This window comes from Stackebrandtia albiflava, from assembly GCF_007994225.1.
GTDB lineage: Bacteria > Actinomycetota > Actinomycetes > Mycobacteriales > Micromonosporaceae > Stackebrandtia > Stackebrandtia albiflava.
Map to the genome: position 1 here is coordinate 1,579,667 of NZ_VLLL01000006.1, position 14,971 is coordinate 1,594,637.

The 14,971-nt window shown below is 71.0% G+C and carries 19 protein-coding genes; 8 read left to right on the forward strand and 11 right to left on the reverse strand.

Going from position 1 to position 14,971, the window contains the following annotated elements:
* Positions 1-9: 9 nt before the first annotated feature.
* Positions 10-486: a MarR family winged helix-turn-helix transcriptional regulator gene (locus tag LX16_RS18290; RefSeq protein WP_147140455.1), complete on the forward strand. Its 477-nt coding sequence runs from the start codon at positions 10-12 to the stop codon at positions 484-486.
* A gap of 3 nt (positions 487-489) precedes the next feature.
* Here the strand turns inward: LX16_RS18290 and LX16_RS18295 are convergent, their stop codons facing one another.
* From LX16_RS18295 to LX16_RS18320, 6 genes are all read right to left on the reverse strand, one after another.
* Entirely contained in the window at positions 490-1,326 is an 837-nt protein-coding gene (locus LX16_RS18295; protein WP_147140456.1) for a siderophore-interacting protein, read from the reverse strand.
* 111 nt (positions 1,327-1,437) lie between these two features.
* Positions 1,438-2,232, reverse strand: coding sequence for a nucleotidyltransferase domain-containing protein (locus tag LX16_RS18300; protein WP_147140459.1), 795 nt, complete (start codon positions 2,230-2,232; stop codon positions 1,438-1,440).
* Between the two features lie 206 nt (positions 2,233-2,438).
* Positions 2,439-2,780 (reverse strand): type II toxin-antitoxin system PemK/MazF family toxin, encoded by a 342-nt coding sequence (locus tag LX16_RS18305; RefSeq protein WP_158645649.1) that lies wholly within the window; start codon positions 2,778-2,780, stop codon positions 2,439-2,441.
* A complete protein-coding gene (locus LX16_RS18310; RefSeq protein ID WP_147140463.1) occupies positions 2,777-3,025 on the reverse strand; it encodes a hypothetical protein in 249 nt (82 codons plus the stop codon). The genes LX16_RS18305 and LX16_RS18310 overlap by 4 nt, the downstream gene beginning before the upstream one ends.
* A 372-nt stretch (positions 3,026-3,397) precedes the next feature.
* Positions 3,398-3,838 (reverse strand): MarR family winged helix-turn-helix transcriptional regulator, encoded by a 441-nt coding sequence (locus LX16_RS18315; RefSeq protein ID WP_147140465.1) that lies wholly within the window; start codon positions 3,836-3,838, stop codon positions 3,398-3,400.
* A gap of 71 nt (positions 3,839-3,909) precedes the next feature.
* Positions 3,910-4,650: an alpha/beta fold hydrolase gene (locus LX16_RS18320; protein ID WP_158645650.1), complete on the reverse strand. Its 741-nt coding sequence runs from the start codon at positions 4,648-4,650 to the stop codon at positions 3,910-3,912.
* A gap of 82 nt (positions 4,651-4,732) precedes the next feature.
* Here LX16_RS18320 and LX16_RS18325 point away from each other — a divergent pair, with 82 nt between their 5' ends.
* Both LX16_RS18325 and def read left to right on the forward strand, forming a co-directional pair.
* The gene (locus LX16_RS18325) at positions 4,733-5,692 is read left to right on the forward strand and encodes a helix-turn-helix transcriptional regulator (RefSeq protein WP_211354574.1); all 960 of its coding nucleotides are present in this window, start codon (positions 4,733-4,735) and stop codon (positions 5,690-5,692) included.
* Between the two features lie 101 nt (positions 5,693-5,793).
* Complete coding sequence (gene def, locus LX16_RS18330) at positions 5,794-6,321, forward strand: peptide deformylase (protein ID WP_211354575.1); 528 nt, start codon at positions 5,794-5,796, stop codon at positions 6,319-6,321.
* A gap of 1 nt (position 6,322) precedes the next feature.
* Here def and LX16_RS18335 read toward each other — a convergent pair whose 3' ends face one another.
* Positions 6,323-6,691, reverse strand: a complete 369-nt coding sequence (locus LX16_RS18335) for an MmcQ/YjbR family DNA-binding protein (RefSeq protein WP_147140473.1) — start codon at positions 6,689-6,691, stop codon at positions 6,323-6,325.
* Between the two features lie 125 nt (positions 6,692-6,816).
* On the opposite strand from LX16_RS18335, the gene LX16_RS18340 reads away from it, so the two are divergent.
* From LX16_RS18340 to LX16_RS18355, 4 genes are all read left to right on the forward strand, one after another.
* A complete protein-coding gene (locus LX16_RS18340; RefSeq protein WP_147140475.1) occupies positions 6,817-7,401 on the forward strand; it encodes a cysteine hydrolase family protein in 585 nt (194 codons plus the stop codon).
* 7 nt (positions 7,402-7,408) lie between these two features.
* Positions 7,409-8,449, forward strand: a complete 1,041-nt coding sequence (locus LX16_RS18345; RefSeq protein ID WP_147140477.1) for a GlxA family transcriptional regulator — start codon at positions 7,409-7,411, stop codon at positions 8,447-8,449.
* A 114-nt stretch (positions 8,450-8,563) separates the two neighbouring features.
* Positions 8,564-8,938, forward strand: a complete 375-nt coding sequence (locus tag LX16_RS18350; RefSeq protein ID WP_158645651.1) for a VOC family protein — start codon at positions 8,564-8,566, stop codon at positions 8,936-8,938.
* Entirely contained in the window at positions 8,935-9,555 is a 621-nt protein-coding gene (locus tag LX16_RS18355) for a phosphoribosyltransferase family protein (protein ID WP_147140481.1), read from the forward strand. Before LX16_RS18350 ends, LX16_RS18355 begins: the two co-directional genes overlap by 4 nt.
* Here LX16_RS18355 and LX16_RS18360 read toward each other — a convergent pair.
* Entirely contained in the window at positions 9,485-9,982 is a 498-nt protein-coding gene (locus LX16_RS18360; RefSeq protein WP_147140483.1) for a hypothetical protein, read from the reverse strand. The genes LX16_RS18355 and LX16_RS18360 overlap by 71 nt on opposite strands.
* An 83-nt stretch (positions 9,983-10,065) precedes the next feature.
* On the opposite strand from LX16_RS18360, the gene LX16_RS18365 reads away from it, so the two are divergent.
* Positions 10,066-11,055, forward strand: a complete 990-nt coding sequence (locus LX16_RS18365; protein ID WP_147140485.1) for a carbohydrate kinase family protein — start codon at positions 10,066-10,068, stop codon at positions 11,053-11,055.
* Here LX16_RS18365 and LX16_RS18370 read toward each other — a convergent pair.
* The 3 genes from LX16_RS18370 to LX16_RS18380 all read right to left on the reverse strand — a co-directional run bounded on the left by LX16_RS18370 (position 10,977) and on the right by LX16_RS18380 (position 14,959).
* Entirely contained in the window at positions 10,977-11,798 is an 822-nt protein-coding gene (locus LX16_RS18370; RefSeq protein ID WP_147140487.1) for a DUF3097 domain-containing protein, read from the reverse strand. The two genes, LX16_RS18365 and LX16_RS18370, sit on opposite strands and share 79 nt — an antisense overlap.
* A gap of 57 nt (positions 11,799-11,855) precedes the next feature.
* Positions 11,856-14,303, reverse strand: a complete 2,448-nt coding sequence (locus LX16_RS18375; protein ID WP_158645652.1) for a S8 family serine peptidase — start codon at positions 14,301-14,303, stop codon at positions 11,856-11,858.
* Positions 14,304-14,428: 125 nt separating this feature from the next.
* Complete coding sequence (locus tag LX16_RS18380; protein ID WP_147140491.1) at positions 14,429-14,959, reverse strand: ArsR/SmtB family transcription factor; 531 nt, start codon at positions 14,957-14,959, stop codon at positions 14,429-14,431.
* Between the last annotated feature and the right edge of the window lie 12 nt (positions 14,960-14,971).

Here is a 14,971-nt window from a genome sequence, read left to right on the forward strand (position 1 = left end):
GATCGTCCCATGACCGAGCCGGTACGGTGGCTGGACGCCGAACAGCAGCGCACCTGGCGGGCCTTCCTGTGGGCGACCCGTCGCGTCAACGAGGACCTGGACCGCCAGCTCCAACAGGACGCCGGAATGCCGCACGCCTACTACATGATCCTCGTCCGGCTCTGCGAGGCACCCGAACGACGGTGCACGATGACCGAACTCGCGCGGCAGACCGGCTTCTCGGCCAGCCGGTTGTCCCACGCGGTGAACAGGCTGGAGGCACTGGGCTGGGTGCGGAGACGGAAGGACCCGCACTGCGGCCGGACCACCCTCGCGGCGATGACCGAGGCGGGCTACGACGCCCTCGTGTCGGCGGCGCCCGGTCACGTGGCCCAGGTCAGGCGATCGGTGTTCGACAGGCTCAGCGCGGAGGAACAGCGTCAACTACTCGGGATCTGCCGGCGACTACTGGAGGACGGGCCGGAGGAGACGGGCTGCCCAGGCTGACGGTCAGTTCATCGCGAGGGCGTTCTCCCGCGACTTCCACGCCCGGAACGCCTCGTCGGTGTCCCCGTGGCGCCAGTAGCCGGAGATCGACAGCCGGTCCCGGGGCACCCCGCACTCGTTCAGCAGGTACGGCCGGATCCGCTTCATGACCGTCTCGGCCTCGCCGTGTACGAAGAACTGGCCGTTCCCGTCGGGGAAGCTCATCGCCCGTACCGCCCGCATCCACTCGTCCCGCGGGTCGGCGGTGGCGGCCCGGTCCCGGAACAGCCAGGTGACGGACACGTCGCCGGGGCTCTCCAGCTTCTGCTCCTCGTCGGGATCGGACACCTGCAGCAACACCTGCACGGGTACGTCCATCGGCACCCGCTCCAGCGACGCCGCGATCGCGGGCAGGGCGCTCTCGTCGCCGATCATCACGTGCCAGTCGGCCTCCGGCCGGGGCGCGTAGGCGCCGCCGGGGCCAAGCAGCCGGACGACGTCACCGGGCACGGCGCGCGCCGCCCAAGGGCCGGCCACCCCCCGGTCGCCGTGGCAGACGACGTCGATCGTCAGTTCGCCCAGGTGAGGCTGGAACTGCCGCACCGTGTAGGTCCGCTTGACCGGCCATTCGGTGCGCGGCCGGTCGGCTTGAATCGCCTCCAGGTCGAACGGCTCGGGGTAGGTGACGCCCTCGGGCGCGAACAGCAGCTTCACGTACTGGTCGGTGAAGTCGTTGGCCTGGAAGGCGGCGACGCCCACTCCACCCAGCACCAGACGCACCATGTGGGGGGTGCGCCATTCGGTGCGCAGCACCCTCAGCTCCACCACTCCACGTGCCTTGCGAGCCGGTTTCTCAGACATCCTGGACCTCACGACGAGACTATGGTTAGGCAACCCTAACACTGTAACCCCGGGGTGCCTCCGGCGGTGTCGAACCTGGAAGACGCGCGTTTCGTGTCCGTGTGGACACGCTCACGGCCGGTCGGCGTCGGTGATGACCATGTCCATATAGGCCACCACATCCGCGTGCCGGACGTCGAGATCGGGATAGCCCGGCGCGGTGTCCTCCCCACGCCGCAGCCGCAGCGACTCCGTGATGATCGGAGCCCACCGGTCGTCGAACACCCGCATTCCGTACTCGCCCGCGCCCGACTTGGACGTGATCGCCCCGGTCGCCAGTGTGTAGTGCAGTCGCGTGACTCCCAGGACGCACCACGGCGGCGTGAAGTCGTGTCGTCCCTCCCGCCGGGCCGCCTCCGTGCCGGCGCTCAACGTCCGCCACAGGTGACGCCAGTAGCCCCGGAGGTTGTCACGCAGCCAGGCGTTCAGCGCGGCCCGGTCGGTGTGGATGCGCAACGACTCCACCGCCGGGCCCCGCACCGTCACCCCCGTGTCGGCCAACGTGTGCCAGGTGACCAGCAGCCGCTCGAAGGTGCCGTCGTCGCCGAACCGGCCGTCACTGCTGTGCGGGCCGGTCGTCCCGGTCGGATCCGAGGCCAGTGCGTCGGCCGTGATGTAGACGCCGTCGAGATGGGGGCGCGGCAGTCGCTCGGCCAGTTCCGCGTGCACTTCCCGAAGCCCGCCCCGGTCCCCGGCGTCCAGAGGGCGGGCCGTCACGAAGACGGCGTCCACGTCGCTGTGAGCGGGGCGGAAGTCGCCCAACGCCACCGAGCCGTACAGGTACATGCCGGTGACCAGGCCCGGGAGCCGGGCGTCGGCCAGGGCCAGATACGCGTCGCAGACGTCGTCGACGAGGGGATGCCGCATGACGCCAGCTTAGAGCTCGTCTCTGTCGGCGCGCGGGCATGCGGTCGGTGCGGCACGAACTCGCCATAGTCGGCGCGCAACGACGGTTCGGTATCGATGATCAGGAATACGACCGTATCGCGCTCGTCCGGTTCCCGTGGTGGCACAGGTCGTAAAACGGTCGCGGCCCGATGTCGGTCGGGGCCGTGCGGTTGTTCGAGGTGTTGTCAGACGTCGATGAGCTGTCGCAGTACGAACCGGATGCGGTCGATCTCGGCGTCGGTGAGCCGGGCCGGGTGCGGTTTGTCGAACCGGTCGACGCTGAGGGCCTTGATCTGGTCGCACAGCACCACCCCGGGCCGGCCATCCAGGTCGACCTCGGGGTGGATCGCCAGACGCCGGTTGGTGGTCGTGCACGGCACCACCGGCACCAGGCCGTTGGGCAGGTCGCACATCAACTTCGTACCCACCACGACCGCCGGGCGGTGCCCGGCCTGTTCCCGGCCGACTTGTGGGGTGAACTGCACCCACCACACCTGCCACGGCGCGAACGGCGAACGCCGGCTCACTCCACCACCTCGACGTCGACCTCGGCCCACGTCCGCGCCTCAGCCAGGTACTCCGCCATCGACTCGGGGTCCTCGTTCGCCAGCCGGTCGAAGTCGGCGCGCGCCTGGTACTCGAACAACACCTTCTGCAGCGCCTCGTCCAGGCTCACGCCGCGGGCGTCGGCGATGGCGGCCAGGGTGTCTCGGCTGGCCCGGCTGATTCGCATCGTCGTACCCGATTCCTGTTTACGTGTTCTCGCCTGCATCCCACAAGTATGCACTCGCGTATACGATATGTAAACCACTATTCCAAGCACCGAGTGGCCTCGATACGCGGGCCATTCGTCGGTGACGTTCCGGCCCGATCTTGCAGGCCGGATTCACGCACGATCGCACGGCAGGAGCGGCATGTCGGCGATCGGATCGCCCGCCGTGGGCATCGAGCCCCCGGCCCTGTTCGACGATCCTCACGCCGAACGCGTGCGGGACATGCAACGACTTCTGCAAATGGTTGGAGACGGAACTCCCGCCCTCATGGAGCGCTGGGACCGCGAACGGCCTTGATCGACATCAACGCCGAACCGAGACGCGCTTGCAAAGGCGGGCCGCGAACCGCCGTCGGTACACCGGACGGCGGGTCAGTCGCCGGTGCCGGTCATCGCCTCGACCAGCGGGGCCAGTTCCGGCTGTTCGGCCGCCTCGGCGAGCGCCTGGCGGAGCTGTTCCTCGTGAGTGGGGCGGGCCGCCGCCAGCGCCGCCTCCCCGGAGCCGGTGATGCGGGTGTAGATGCCGCGCCGGTCCTCCTGGCACAGGTAACGCGCCAACAGTCCGCGCTGTTCGAGCCGGCTCACCAGTCGCGTCGTCGCGCTCTGGCTCAACGCGACGGCGTGTGACAGCGCCTGCATCCTCATGTGCCGCGCGGGTTGCGCGGACAGCACCGCCAGCACCGAGTACTCGCTGACGCTCAGCCGGTGCCGCCGTTGCAGGGAGCGTTCCAGCCGATCGGCGATCCGGGTGTGGAGCAACGAGAGCGCGTGCCAGCCGCGATCACGGACGGCGGTCGGGAGAGGGGGTGTCATGAGTCACATTATGGCCGGTGGAGGTGGTGTGCCGCAGCGGGTTCGGCACACCACCTCCACCGGACCGGCCGTCACCGTCGCGGCAGTTCCGCCAGGATCCGGCTCAGTCCCTCGGGATCGGAGAACATCGGCCAGTGGCCCGTCTCCAAATCGAACCGGGTCCAGTTCTCGTCGATGAGTGAACGCAGCCAGGGGTTGTCCGAGTCCAGCAGCGCTCGGAAGTCCTCGCACGCGACCAGAACGTTGCGTGGACCGCCCTGCGCGGGACCGTGGAGCCGCAACGGTTCCAGAAAGCTCCCGAGCGGGTGGCCGGTGGCGCGGGCGTCGATCGCCGCCATCGTCGGCGGGGTCAGTCCGGTGACGCTGCTCTGGTCGCCGAGGTTCGCCGCGCCGGGGAACGGGATGCTCACCCCCTCGCCGTGCTCCCGCGCCAGGGCGGCCAGGTGCGCGGCCCCCTCCGGGCCGGTGATCTCCGTCATCGCCCGACCGTCGCCCAGCGGCGCGGAGTCCACGTAGACCACATGGGACAGTCGGTCGCCGATCCGGTGCACCGCACCCGGAACCGGTATCGCGCCCGCGTAGCTGTGTCCGACCAGTATCGCCTCCCGTAGATCGTTCCCCTCCACCACGTCCACGACGTCCTGGACGTGGGTGGCGGCGGTGACGTGGTCGCCGCGCTCGGAGAACCGGTCACCCACGCCGGTCAGGGTCACCTGGTGGACGTCATGTCCCTGTGCCCGCAGTCGTTCGCCGACGTCGTCCCATGCCCATCCGCCGAGCCATGCGCCGGGAACCAGTACGTAGGTCGTCATCTTCCACTCCTTCATCCGTCCGTCTTCGGCTTCACCATATGCGGGTAACCGGGCGGATTCCGCCCTGATTAGGATGTGGTCCGTGTCATCGTCCACCCCTCGGATCCTGGCGTTGTTGGAGCTGCTGCAATCCCGGCCGGGCGCGACCGGGCCGCAACTCGCGGAGAGCCTCGGCGTGGACCAGCGCACGCTCCGCCGCTACATGCGGCAGCTCGACGACCTCGGCATCACGGTGCAGGCCACCCGGGGCCGGCGCGGGGGATACCGGCTGCGGCCCGGATTCAAACTCCCGCCGCTGCTGTTCACCGGCCCGGAGGCGGTCGCGTTGAGCGTCGCCCTGCTCGCCGCACGGCGTATCGGTGTCTCCGCCGGTGACGGCGCCTCGGCCACGGCGGAGGCGAAACTGCGGCGAGTCGTGCCCGCCGACGTCGCGGAACTGACCGCCCAGCTGGGTGACGCCCTCGACTTCACGCTCCCGGAGACGGCCGCGACCGCGCCGCCGGTGGAGGTGTTGACGGTCTTCGGTGAGGCCGTCGCGCGTCACCGTCGTGTCCACTTCGGATACCGGACGCACGACGGCGCCACCGGTGAACGCGAGTTCGAGCCCTACCGCCTGGTGTTCCACTCCGGACGGTGGTATGTCGTGGGACGCGACGTCACCCGCGCCGCCCTGCGGAACCTCCGCGTCGACCGCGTCGCCGGTCCACGGCTCACCGACGTCTCCTTCACCCCGCCGGAGGGCTTCGATCCCGCCGCTCACCTGTTGGGCTCGCTGGCGGCGGTCCCGTACCGCCACGACGTCGAGGTGCTGCTCGACCTCGACGCGGCGGCGGCGCGCGACCGGATCCCCCGCTGGGCCGGCACCGTGGTCTCGACCGGCGCGGGTACGGTGCTGCGAGCCCGGGCGGAGGACCTGTCGGGCATGGCACGGATTCTCGCCGGCCTGGGATGCCGGTTCACGGTGCGCCGTCCCGCCGGACTGCGCGACGAGGTACGGGCGCTCGCCGGGCGGCTGATGGAATCGGCGGACGGCGTGACGTGACACCTGTGGCGCATCGGTGCCGCCGCTGCGGCGTCGGCGTTATGGCAGACTGTCGCGACGAACCCCACGCCCGGTCACCCCGGGTTCGACGAGGAGAGACGTTGACGGCTCCACCCACCGGTACCGCCCGCCCCATCGTGCACTACGGCGACCCGGTGCTGCACCGGCGTTGCCAGCCGGTGAGCGGTTTCGACGACGCCCTCGCCGAACTGGTCGCCGACATGTTCGCCAGCATGTACGCCGCACGGGGCGTGGGCCTGGCGGCCAACCAGATCGGCGTGGACGCCCAGGTCTTCGTGATGGACTGCCCCGAGACCGGCGGGGCGAACCGGGTGGCCCACATCGTCAACCCGACCCTGCTGGATCCGCCGCCGCCCCGGGAACTGGTCACCGGCTCGGAGGGCTGCCTGTCGGTTCCCGGCCGGTACCACGATCTGGCCCGGGTGTCGACCGCGACGGTGACGGGCTTCGACATGACCGGCGCACCGGTGACCGTCTCCGGTGACGGCCTGGTGGCCAGGTGCCTGCAACACGAGTACGACCACCTGCAGGGCATGGTGTACGTGGACCGGCTGCCCCGAAGGACGCGACTGGAGATCCTGGCCTCGGCGGGCCTCTCGGAGCGCTGACTCAGCCGGAGGCGTCACGCAGTCGCGCGGGCGCGACGTGCCGGTAGGCGTCGGAGACCAGCTCGGCGACCTCGTCCCAGTCCACCTCCGGCAGGTCGAGCCGGTAGCCCAGCCAACCGCGATGACCTACATAAGGCGGTATGAAGAACCGGTCGGGGCGCTCGGCGACCAACGCCTCGGCCGCGCCGGGTGGAGCGGCGCACCAGAACGCCAGGCGGTCGTCGTGGTGGTGTCGCGCCGCCATGACGAACATCGGCGCCCTGCCGGTGAACCAGGCCGGTTCGCCGTGGCTGAGCCGTTCGGTCGCCTCCGGTAGCGCCAGGCACAGCCGGCGCAGTCGTTCCACGGGATCCGAGGTCTGTTCCGTCATGTCCCCATCCTGTCGGGCACCGGTGACATGTTCCGGGAATCGCGCGGACGGCGGTGACCGGATCGACCCGGTTCCGTACCCGATGGTGCCTGGCCGCCGCGACGTCCTCCGGCGAGGATTCCGGCATGAACTCCGCACTACTCGTCATAGACGTACAGGAATCCTTCCGGCAGCGGGAGAGCTGGCGCGCCGCCTCCGACCCCGACGTCGCCCACGTCGTGGCCCGCCTGGTGGACCACCACCGGTCGCGCGGCGACCTGGTCGTGTGGGTGACGCACTCCGAACCCGGCACCGGGAACGTGTTCGACCCGGTACGCGGCCACAACACTTACCAGCCGCCGTTGCGACCGGTCGCGGGCGAGCCCGAACTGGTCAAGACCTCCCACAACGCGTTCACGACCACCGATCTGCAGCGGATACTCACCGTCCACGGGATCACCGACGTCACCGTGTGCGGCATCCGCACCGAACAGTGCGTCGAGACGACCGCGCGGTTGGCGTCCGACCTGGGATACCGGGTGACGGTCGCGGTGGACGCCACCGCGACCGAACCGCTGGGGCACCCCGACGGCCGGGACCGGCCGTTCGCGGAGATCCTCGCCGACCCGTCGACGCTGACCACGGCCGATATCATCGAGCGGACCAGGTACGTACTCGCTCACCGGTTCGCACGCGTGGCCACGGTGGCCGAGCTGATCGCGGAGGGCTGACCGGATCGTGCGCCGTGTGGTCTTCGCGTTGACGTCGTGGTTCCACCTGCTGGACATGGCCGGGCCCGCGCAGGTCTTCAGTACCGCGGACCGTCTCGGTGTGCCCTACCGGTTGGAGTACCTGGCCGACACCCCGACCGTGGAGTCCGCGCAGGGCGTCACCGTGACCGCCGAGACCGGTTGGCGGCGGCGCGATCCGGCGGCGCTGTTGGTGGTTCCGGGATGGCGCACCCCGATGCGGCCGGGTTCTCGGGTCAGCCCGGCGATGGCGGATTTCGTCGCCGGGCACCACGCGGCCGGCGGTACGGTCGTGAGCGTGTGTTCGGGTGCGTTCGCGCTCGGACAGGCGGGGTTGCTGGCCGGGCGGCGTTGCACCACGCACCACGAACTGCAGGCGGAACTGGCGCGCCGCCATCCGGCCGCCGTCGTGGTGCCCGACGTCCTGTTCACCACCGACGGCCGGGTCGTCACCTCCGCCGGGATCGCCAGCGGCATCGACCTGGCCCTTCACCTGGTGGCGGTGTGGCACGGCCCGCCGTTGGCGGCGCGCATCGCGCGCGACATGGTGGTGTACGCCCGCCGCAACGGCGACGCCGGCCAGGACAGCGCGATGCTGCGGCACCGCTCACATCTGTCCGATGTGGTGCATCGTGTGCAGGACCGCATCGACGGCCGGTTCGCCGAACGGCTGCGACTCGACGAGTTGGCCGGTGAGGCCCGGGTGAGTCCACGGACCCTGACCCGGATGTTCGTTCGGGCCACCGGCCTCACGCCGCTGCGGTACCAGCAGTCGCTGCGACTGGAACGCGCCCGGGACCTCATCGGCCGCGGCGTCACCGTGGACGCCGCGGCCCGGTCCGTCGGCTTCGCCGACGCGCGGATGCTCCGCCGGTTGCGCGCCCGCGCCGGTGAACCGGAGGGGGCGCACACCGCCGGCGTGCCGGCGACGTCTCCCGAGGCGGACCCCCTCGGGCCGACCACCACGCAGGTACACAGTGGATCGAATCCGCTGGCCGTGCGGGTCGGCCGCCGGGCGACCGTCCGGTAGAGTCGGCGGCCCGGCGGGGCCGCGTTCCCGAGTCGCTCGGATCGCGCGAGAGTCCCGCCGCAGGAGGGCCGCCAGGCCCGGCGGCAGCCCCGTCTCACGTGAAAGCGAGTCGACGTGTCCAACACGATGTTCAACGTGGCCATTGACTGCAACGACCTGTCCGCCCAGATCGAGTTCTGGAGCCGGGTCATGGAAACACCGGTGGCCTTCAGCGACGACCACGAGGCGGTCATCGAGTTCCCGGACGGTCCCAACCTCTTCTTCCAGCGGGTCCCGGAACCGAAGACGGTGAAGAACCGGGTCCACGTGTGTCTCCGACCCAGCCGATTGCGGGAACTGGAGGTCGCCCGGCTCGTCGATGTCGGCGCGACCGTCGTCTCCGACCACCGCACACCGGACGGCGCGGGCTGGGTCGTCCTGGCCGACCCGGAGGGCAACGAGTTCTGCGTCCTGCGCAGCGACGCCGAGCGCGAGGCACAGCAGTCGTGACCCGGCTCGTGGCGGCGTCGGCGTCGCCCGGCGCGGGGGCAGTGGAGTCGCGGCTGCAGTGGCGGGGCGGGGCGACCGATCTGTGGCCGCTGTTGCGCGTACCGGCCGACATGTCGGCGGTGGCGGACGCCCTCGCCACCGGACTACCCGACGCCGACGTGGTGCTCGGCCCGGACCCCGGCGGCGTCCTGCTGGGTCCGCCCGTGGCCGAGCGGTTGCGGGTGCCCTTCGCGCCGGTGTGCCGTGACCGGCGTTTCTTCTTCCAGGGGCCGCACGCCACGGTGACCGCGCCGACGGGCGACGGTGAACTGTGGGCGCACGCGGCGGCCCTGCCGCCGGGAACCCGGGCCGTACTGGTCGACGACTGGACCGAGAGCGGCGGCACGCTGCGGGCGGCGCGTGCCCTGGTGGACTCCGCCGGTGCGCGTCTCGTGGGCGTCGCACTACTGGTGGACTGCCTGCCGGAGGACGTGCGGAGGCTGTTGACGGACGGTGGCACGGTCGTACGGGCGCTCGCCCGGCCGGAGGCCCGGCGCGGCGACGGGATCAGCGCGGCGGGAGCGCGTGACGCCGATAGCGGCGGTCGGGATCGTAGTCCCAACCGGTCAGCTTCCTGACGACCGCGAACACGTAGTCCTCGTCCGGTCCCCAACTCGGAATCGGGATCTCCGCCTCGACCGGCAGCGCGGCACCGGCCGAGACGACCGGTTCACCGTCCTGGAACACCGCGCGCCGCACCGCCTCGCCGTTCTGGAACCAGGCGAATCCGTAGGTGCTCGACACACTGCTCAGCACCACCGCCAGCAGGCCACCGGAATGGACCGGTGTGGACTTCTCCAACATTCGCGCCGTCACCCGAAGCTCCGGGTCCCAGATCTCGGTCCAGTCGCCGCAGCGGGAGGTGAAGACCACGTCGGTGGCGAAGGCGCCGGTCGCCTCGTCGGCCGAGACCCACTCCGCCGGATCCGACGTCAGGCCTACGGCGGTGAGCGCGACCTCCTCGGTGACGCTGGAGACGAAGGCGGCGCCGGTGTTCCAACCCATGTGGTGACTCTTGCACCGGGGTGTGACGTCTTCACCGGCGCACCCGGTCGCGCGCCGCCGCACCGATGCCGGAGAATCCGGTCATGTACGACGTACTGGTGATCGGCGGGTCCGGAGTGGACACGACTGTCCGGGTTCCGGAGCTGCCGTTCGAGACGAGGGATTCACTACACGTACCGCCGGTGCGGGACCACGTGGGCAACACCGGAAGCGGTTACGCGCGGGCGTGTCACCGGCTCGGCCTGCGCACCGGTCTCGTCGACCTCATCGGGGACGATCCGCAGGGTGAGATGATCCGGGAGACCTTCGCCCGGGAGGGCCTGGACTTCCACCACCTGATCAGCCCCGCCGGCACGCCGCGCTCGGTGAACCTGGTCGACGGCACCGGTCGCCGCATGTCGCTGCACGACGGCAGGCATCCGGTGGACCTGCGGATCCCGGTGGAGTTCGCGAGGCCCCTCATCGCCGAGGCACGGCACGTCCACCAGTCGATCACCGGTGTGAACCGGGACCTGTTCGGCGAGATCCGTGCCGCGGGCGCGACGGTGTCCACGGACCTGCACGACTGGGACGGCGAACAGGCCCACCATCTCGACTACGCGCTGGGTTCCGACCTGGTGTTCCTGTCGGCGGTGGCGTTGCGGGACCGTCGGGACGAGGTGATGGAACGGATCCGGGCGGACGGCCGCGCACGGGTGGTGGTGGCCACCGACGGCGACCGGGGCTGTCACGTCCTCACCGGCGACGGTCTCCTGCGCGTACCGGCCATCCGGCCGGACGAGGTGTTCGCGTCACTCCCGGAGTGGCGAGGATGGTCCTGTGTGGATTCCAACGGTGCCGGGGACGCCTTCGCCTCCGGATTCCTGTGGGCCTGGACGCGGGGCGAGTCGATCGCCGAATGCGCGACGGCCGGGTCCATCGCCGGGGCCTACACGTGCCGGTCGGCCGGAACCCACACCGACCTCATCGACGCGGCCGGACTGGCGGCGGCACGTCAGGCGGTGCCCGGCGCGGTGACGAAGTCGATCAACTCCTCCACGCGCCCGAGCAGCGCCGGCTCCAGGTCGGTGTGACGGTTCACCCTGGACAGGATGTGTCGCCACGCCTCGCCGGTGGTCATCCGCCACCCGAGCCGTGCCACGACGCCCTCCTTCCACGGCTCGCCCGGCGGCACCTCCGGCCACTCCGGGATCCCCACGGCGGCCGGTGTCACGGCCTGCCACACGTCCACGAAGGGGTGCCCGCACACCAGTACGTGCGGTCCCGAGGCGCGGGCCGCGATCCGGCTCTCCTTGGAACCCGGCACGAGATGGTCGACCAGGACGCCCAGTCGCCGTTCGGCCGTCGGCGCGAACTCGGCCACCACGGCGGGCAGGTCGTCGATCCCCGCCAGGAACTCGACGGCGATCCCCTCCACGCGGAGGTCGTGCCCCCAGATCCGCTCCACGAGCTCGGCGTCGTGGACGCCCTCCACATAGATCCGGCTCCGGCGCGCGACCCGTGCCGTCGCATCGGTCACCGCCGTGGAACCGGAGGCCGACCGCAACCGGTGGGGCGGTGTCGTGGTGGCCTTCGGCCGTACCAGGGTCACCGGTTCACCGTCGATGAGGAAACCGGCGGGACGCCACGGGAACACCCGCCGCGCGCCGTGGCGGTCCTCAAGGGTGACACCGTCCTTGTCGCATGCGACGACCGCACCGCAGAAGCCGCCGACCGGGTCCTCCGCGACCACGTCCGGGGTCGCGACGACCTCCGGCACCGGTCTGCGGCGCGGCCCGCGCCGGTCTCCGGACAGGACGTCGTTGCCGTAACGCATCGCCCCAGTCTGACAGAGCGGTGCCCCGGCGAGGATCCGCCGGGGCACCGCCGGACGTCAGCGGTCGATAGTCACGACCGGCGACTCCCAGATCTCGGGCGGGCCGTCGTCCAGTGACTTGAAGAACGACAGCCGCAGTGTGTACTCACCGTCGGGTGCGGGGGTGCCGTCGGCCAGCCGGGTGTCCCAGCCGTAGAAGTCCATGCCGGTTCCGGCGCCGCTGTTGCGGACCACCATGAACTCCCTGACCGGTGTCGCCACCACCCGGCCGTCGCCGTCGACGACCTCCATGCGCAGCTCGGTCAGCATGGGGAAGCCGTGCGACAGCATCACCCACGCCTCGCCGTCCGCCTCGGTGACCGTGATCGGCGCGTTCTCGCCGAAGTCGAAGTGGCCGGGACGCAGCGCCGGGTTGTCCAGTCCGGTGTTGACGTCGGTGAACGTCGGGTTGATCGCCGACACCGCGTGCCAGTCACCCGACACGCCCATGTAGGACACCCTGGACGACTCGCCGAAGAACAGCGGATCGAACTCCACCCAGCCGCCGAACACGGTGCCGTCCGGGACGTTCTCGGGCTGGCCGATCCTGATGCGGACCGTGGTGCTGCCGTGCGGCGGCACGACGACCGTCCGTCGCACCTGGACCTCGGCGTCGGCGGTGACGAGGGTGTACTCGGAGGTGTAGGGCGGCGCGGCGCCGTGCCCGGCCTCGGTGTCGACCCGGTAGATCGCCGGCAGGAGACCGGTGTTGGTGAGGGTCACCTCGCGGGTCACCGTGGCACCCTCCAGCTCTCCCAGCGGGAGCTTCGCCGGTGACACGGTCGTCCTGGTCGCCAGCGCGGCGGGCAGGTCGATCAGCCCGGCACCCTGCTGCGCCACCGGGTGTAGGCCGTCGGCGGGCGCGCCGGAGAGTCCGGTCGGCCGGGCGGTCGACTGCAACAGGTCCCGGACCTGGCGTGGCGTCATGTCACCGCGTTCGGAGAGCAGCACCGCGACGGCACCGGCGACGTGCGGTGCGGCCATCGAGGTTCCGGAGTTCACGCCGTAATGTCCCATGTGGCTCGGCAGCGTAGAGAAGACGTAGCCGCCGGGCGCCACCAGGTCGGGCTTGTAGTCCAGTTCGTGGCTCGGTCCCCACGAGCTGGACGCGTCGGGGGTGCCGACGTACTCGTCCTGGACGCCGATCCGCCAGTACGAGCCCCACTCCGCGGTGACGGTGCCGTCCTCGGCCAGCCGCTGCTGGATCAGCCGGGCGTCGTTCTGCCGGATCGCCACCGCCGGAACGGTGCCCGCGACACCCCAGAAGTGGCCCTCGGGGATCTCGTCCGGATCGGTCCACTCACTGTCGTCGTAGTACAGGACTCCGGCCGCGCCGCCCGCCGTCGCGTTGGCGACCATCGTCGTCGGTGTGCACGGGTACGCGCCGCCGGTGGACAGGACGAGCACGCCCGCGAGGCTTCCGGGTGCGGCGGGTTCGCAGACCGCGCCGCCGTCGACGATCTCCAGTGTCCCGGACGCGGGTGCCGCCGGACCGGTGTGGAAGACGTTGAACGGCACGGTCTCGCCGCTTCCGAGCGTCAACGCCAGGTGCGTGTACCCGGAGGAGTAGACGCTGCCGACCGTGATGGCCTCCGAGGCGATACCGGGGCTACCCGGCTTGAACGGCCCGGCGAAGCCGTTGCCGATGGCCACGACCGGTACGACCCCCTGAGCCGCCACCGCGTCGAGAGCCCTGGGCAGCAGGGCGTTCTGGTGGACCTGTGACTGCGCCTGGCCCAGACTGAGGTTCACCACGTCGACGCCGTCGGCCACCGCGCGCTCCAGCGCCTCCAGGACGACCACGTCGGTGGTGGGGCGTTCCTCACCGAACACCCGGTAGGCCATGATCCGGGCGTCCTTGGCGACTCCCACCAGGGTGTCGTCCTCGCCCGCGGCGATCCCGGCGACATGGGTGCCGTGGCCGCCCGACAGGGTCGCCTCGTCGTAGGGGTCGGGGTCGCGGTCGACGACGTCGTAGCCGCCGATCACCTTCTCGTTGGGGAACTCGCCGCCGCCGAGTGCGGGGTGGTGGTAGTCGATCCCGCTGTCGACGACTCCGATGACGACGCCTTCGCCGGTGGCGCCGTCGCGGTGCGCCTCGGGTACGCCGGTCAGGTCGGTGACCGTCACGTTCTCGCGCGTGACCTCTCCGTCTCCGGGCGACCGGTACGCCTCCACCGGTGGGGCGCTGTAGGTGTTGACCGGGTGCACGGCGATGACGCCGGGCAGGTCGGCGAGGGCGGCGGCGTGGGCACTGTCGACCTCGACCGCCACCGCGTTCATCACCGTGTCGTACCTGGCCAGCTCGGTGACCTCGACGTCGAGGCGGGCCGCCGAACGGGCCAGGCCGTCCTTTCCGGAGTCGCGGGCGGCGGCGTCACCGAACTCGACGATGACCACCGTGTCCTCGCCGGACTCGGTGGGGACGCCGGGATCGGCGTTGCTGATGCCGGGTATCGCGGTCACGGCGAGGACGCCGAGCGCGATCCCGATCCTGGGGAAGATCGTAATCGTGGGCTCCTGGGGTAGGGGATCACTCGGGTGTGGGCCTTCGGCGCGTCGGCCCGTGCCGTGCGGGCCCGGTCGCCGGGTCATTCGGGGATCTCGGTCTCCGGGGAGGGGTAGACCGTCAGGGCGATGCCGTACCGGTCGTGCCCGGGGCCGGCGTCGGGGAGGTCGTCCGGTCCGGCGAGGTGCAGCAGGACCTCCCGCAGCCGGTCCAGTTGTTCACGGGTCAGCCGGACGTGCCGGATGCCGAGGAACTCCGGTGCGGCGGGCGTGGCGGCCATCTCGTCGGCGACGCCGCGCATGAGGCTCGCGACACCGGCGGGGTCGGCCTCGGCGGTCGCCCTGGGGATGTGGTGATTGCGCTGCGGCCGGTGGTAGTACCGGGTGGTTCCGCCCCGCACCGACGCGGTACGGGCGACGGCGACGAGCCCGGCGCGTTCCAGTATTCCGAGGTGGTGGGCGATGTTGCCCTTGAGCGTGTCCAGCATCCGCGCCAGTTGGCCGGCGGTCGCCTCCCTGTCGTCCAGGACGGACAGAATGCGCTGGCGCAGTGGGTGCGCCAGCGCCTTGTACTGGGCGGCGTCGGCGGTCGGGACCGTTTCGTCGTCGGACACCGGCTAAGTGTC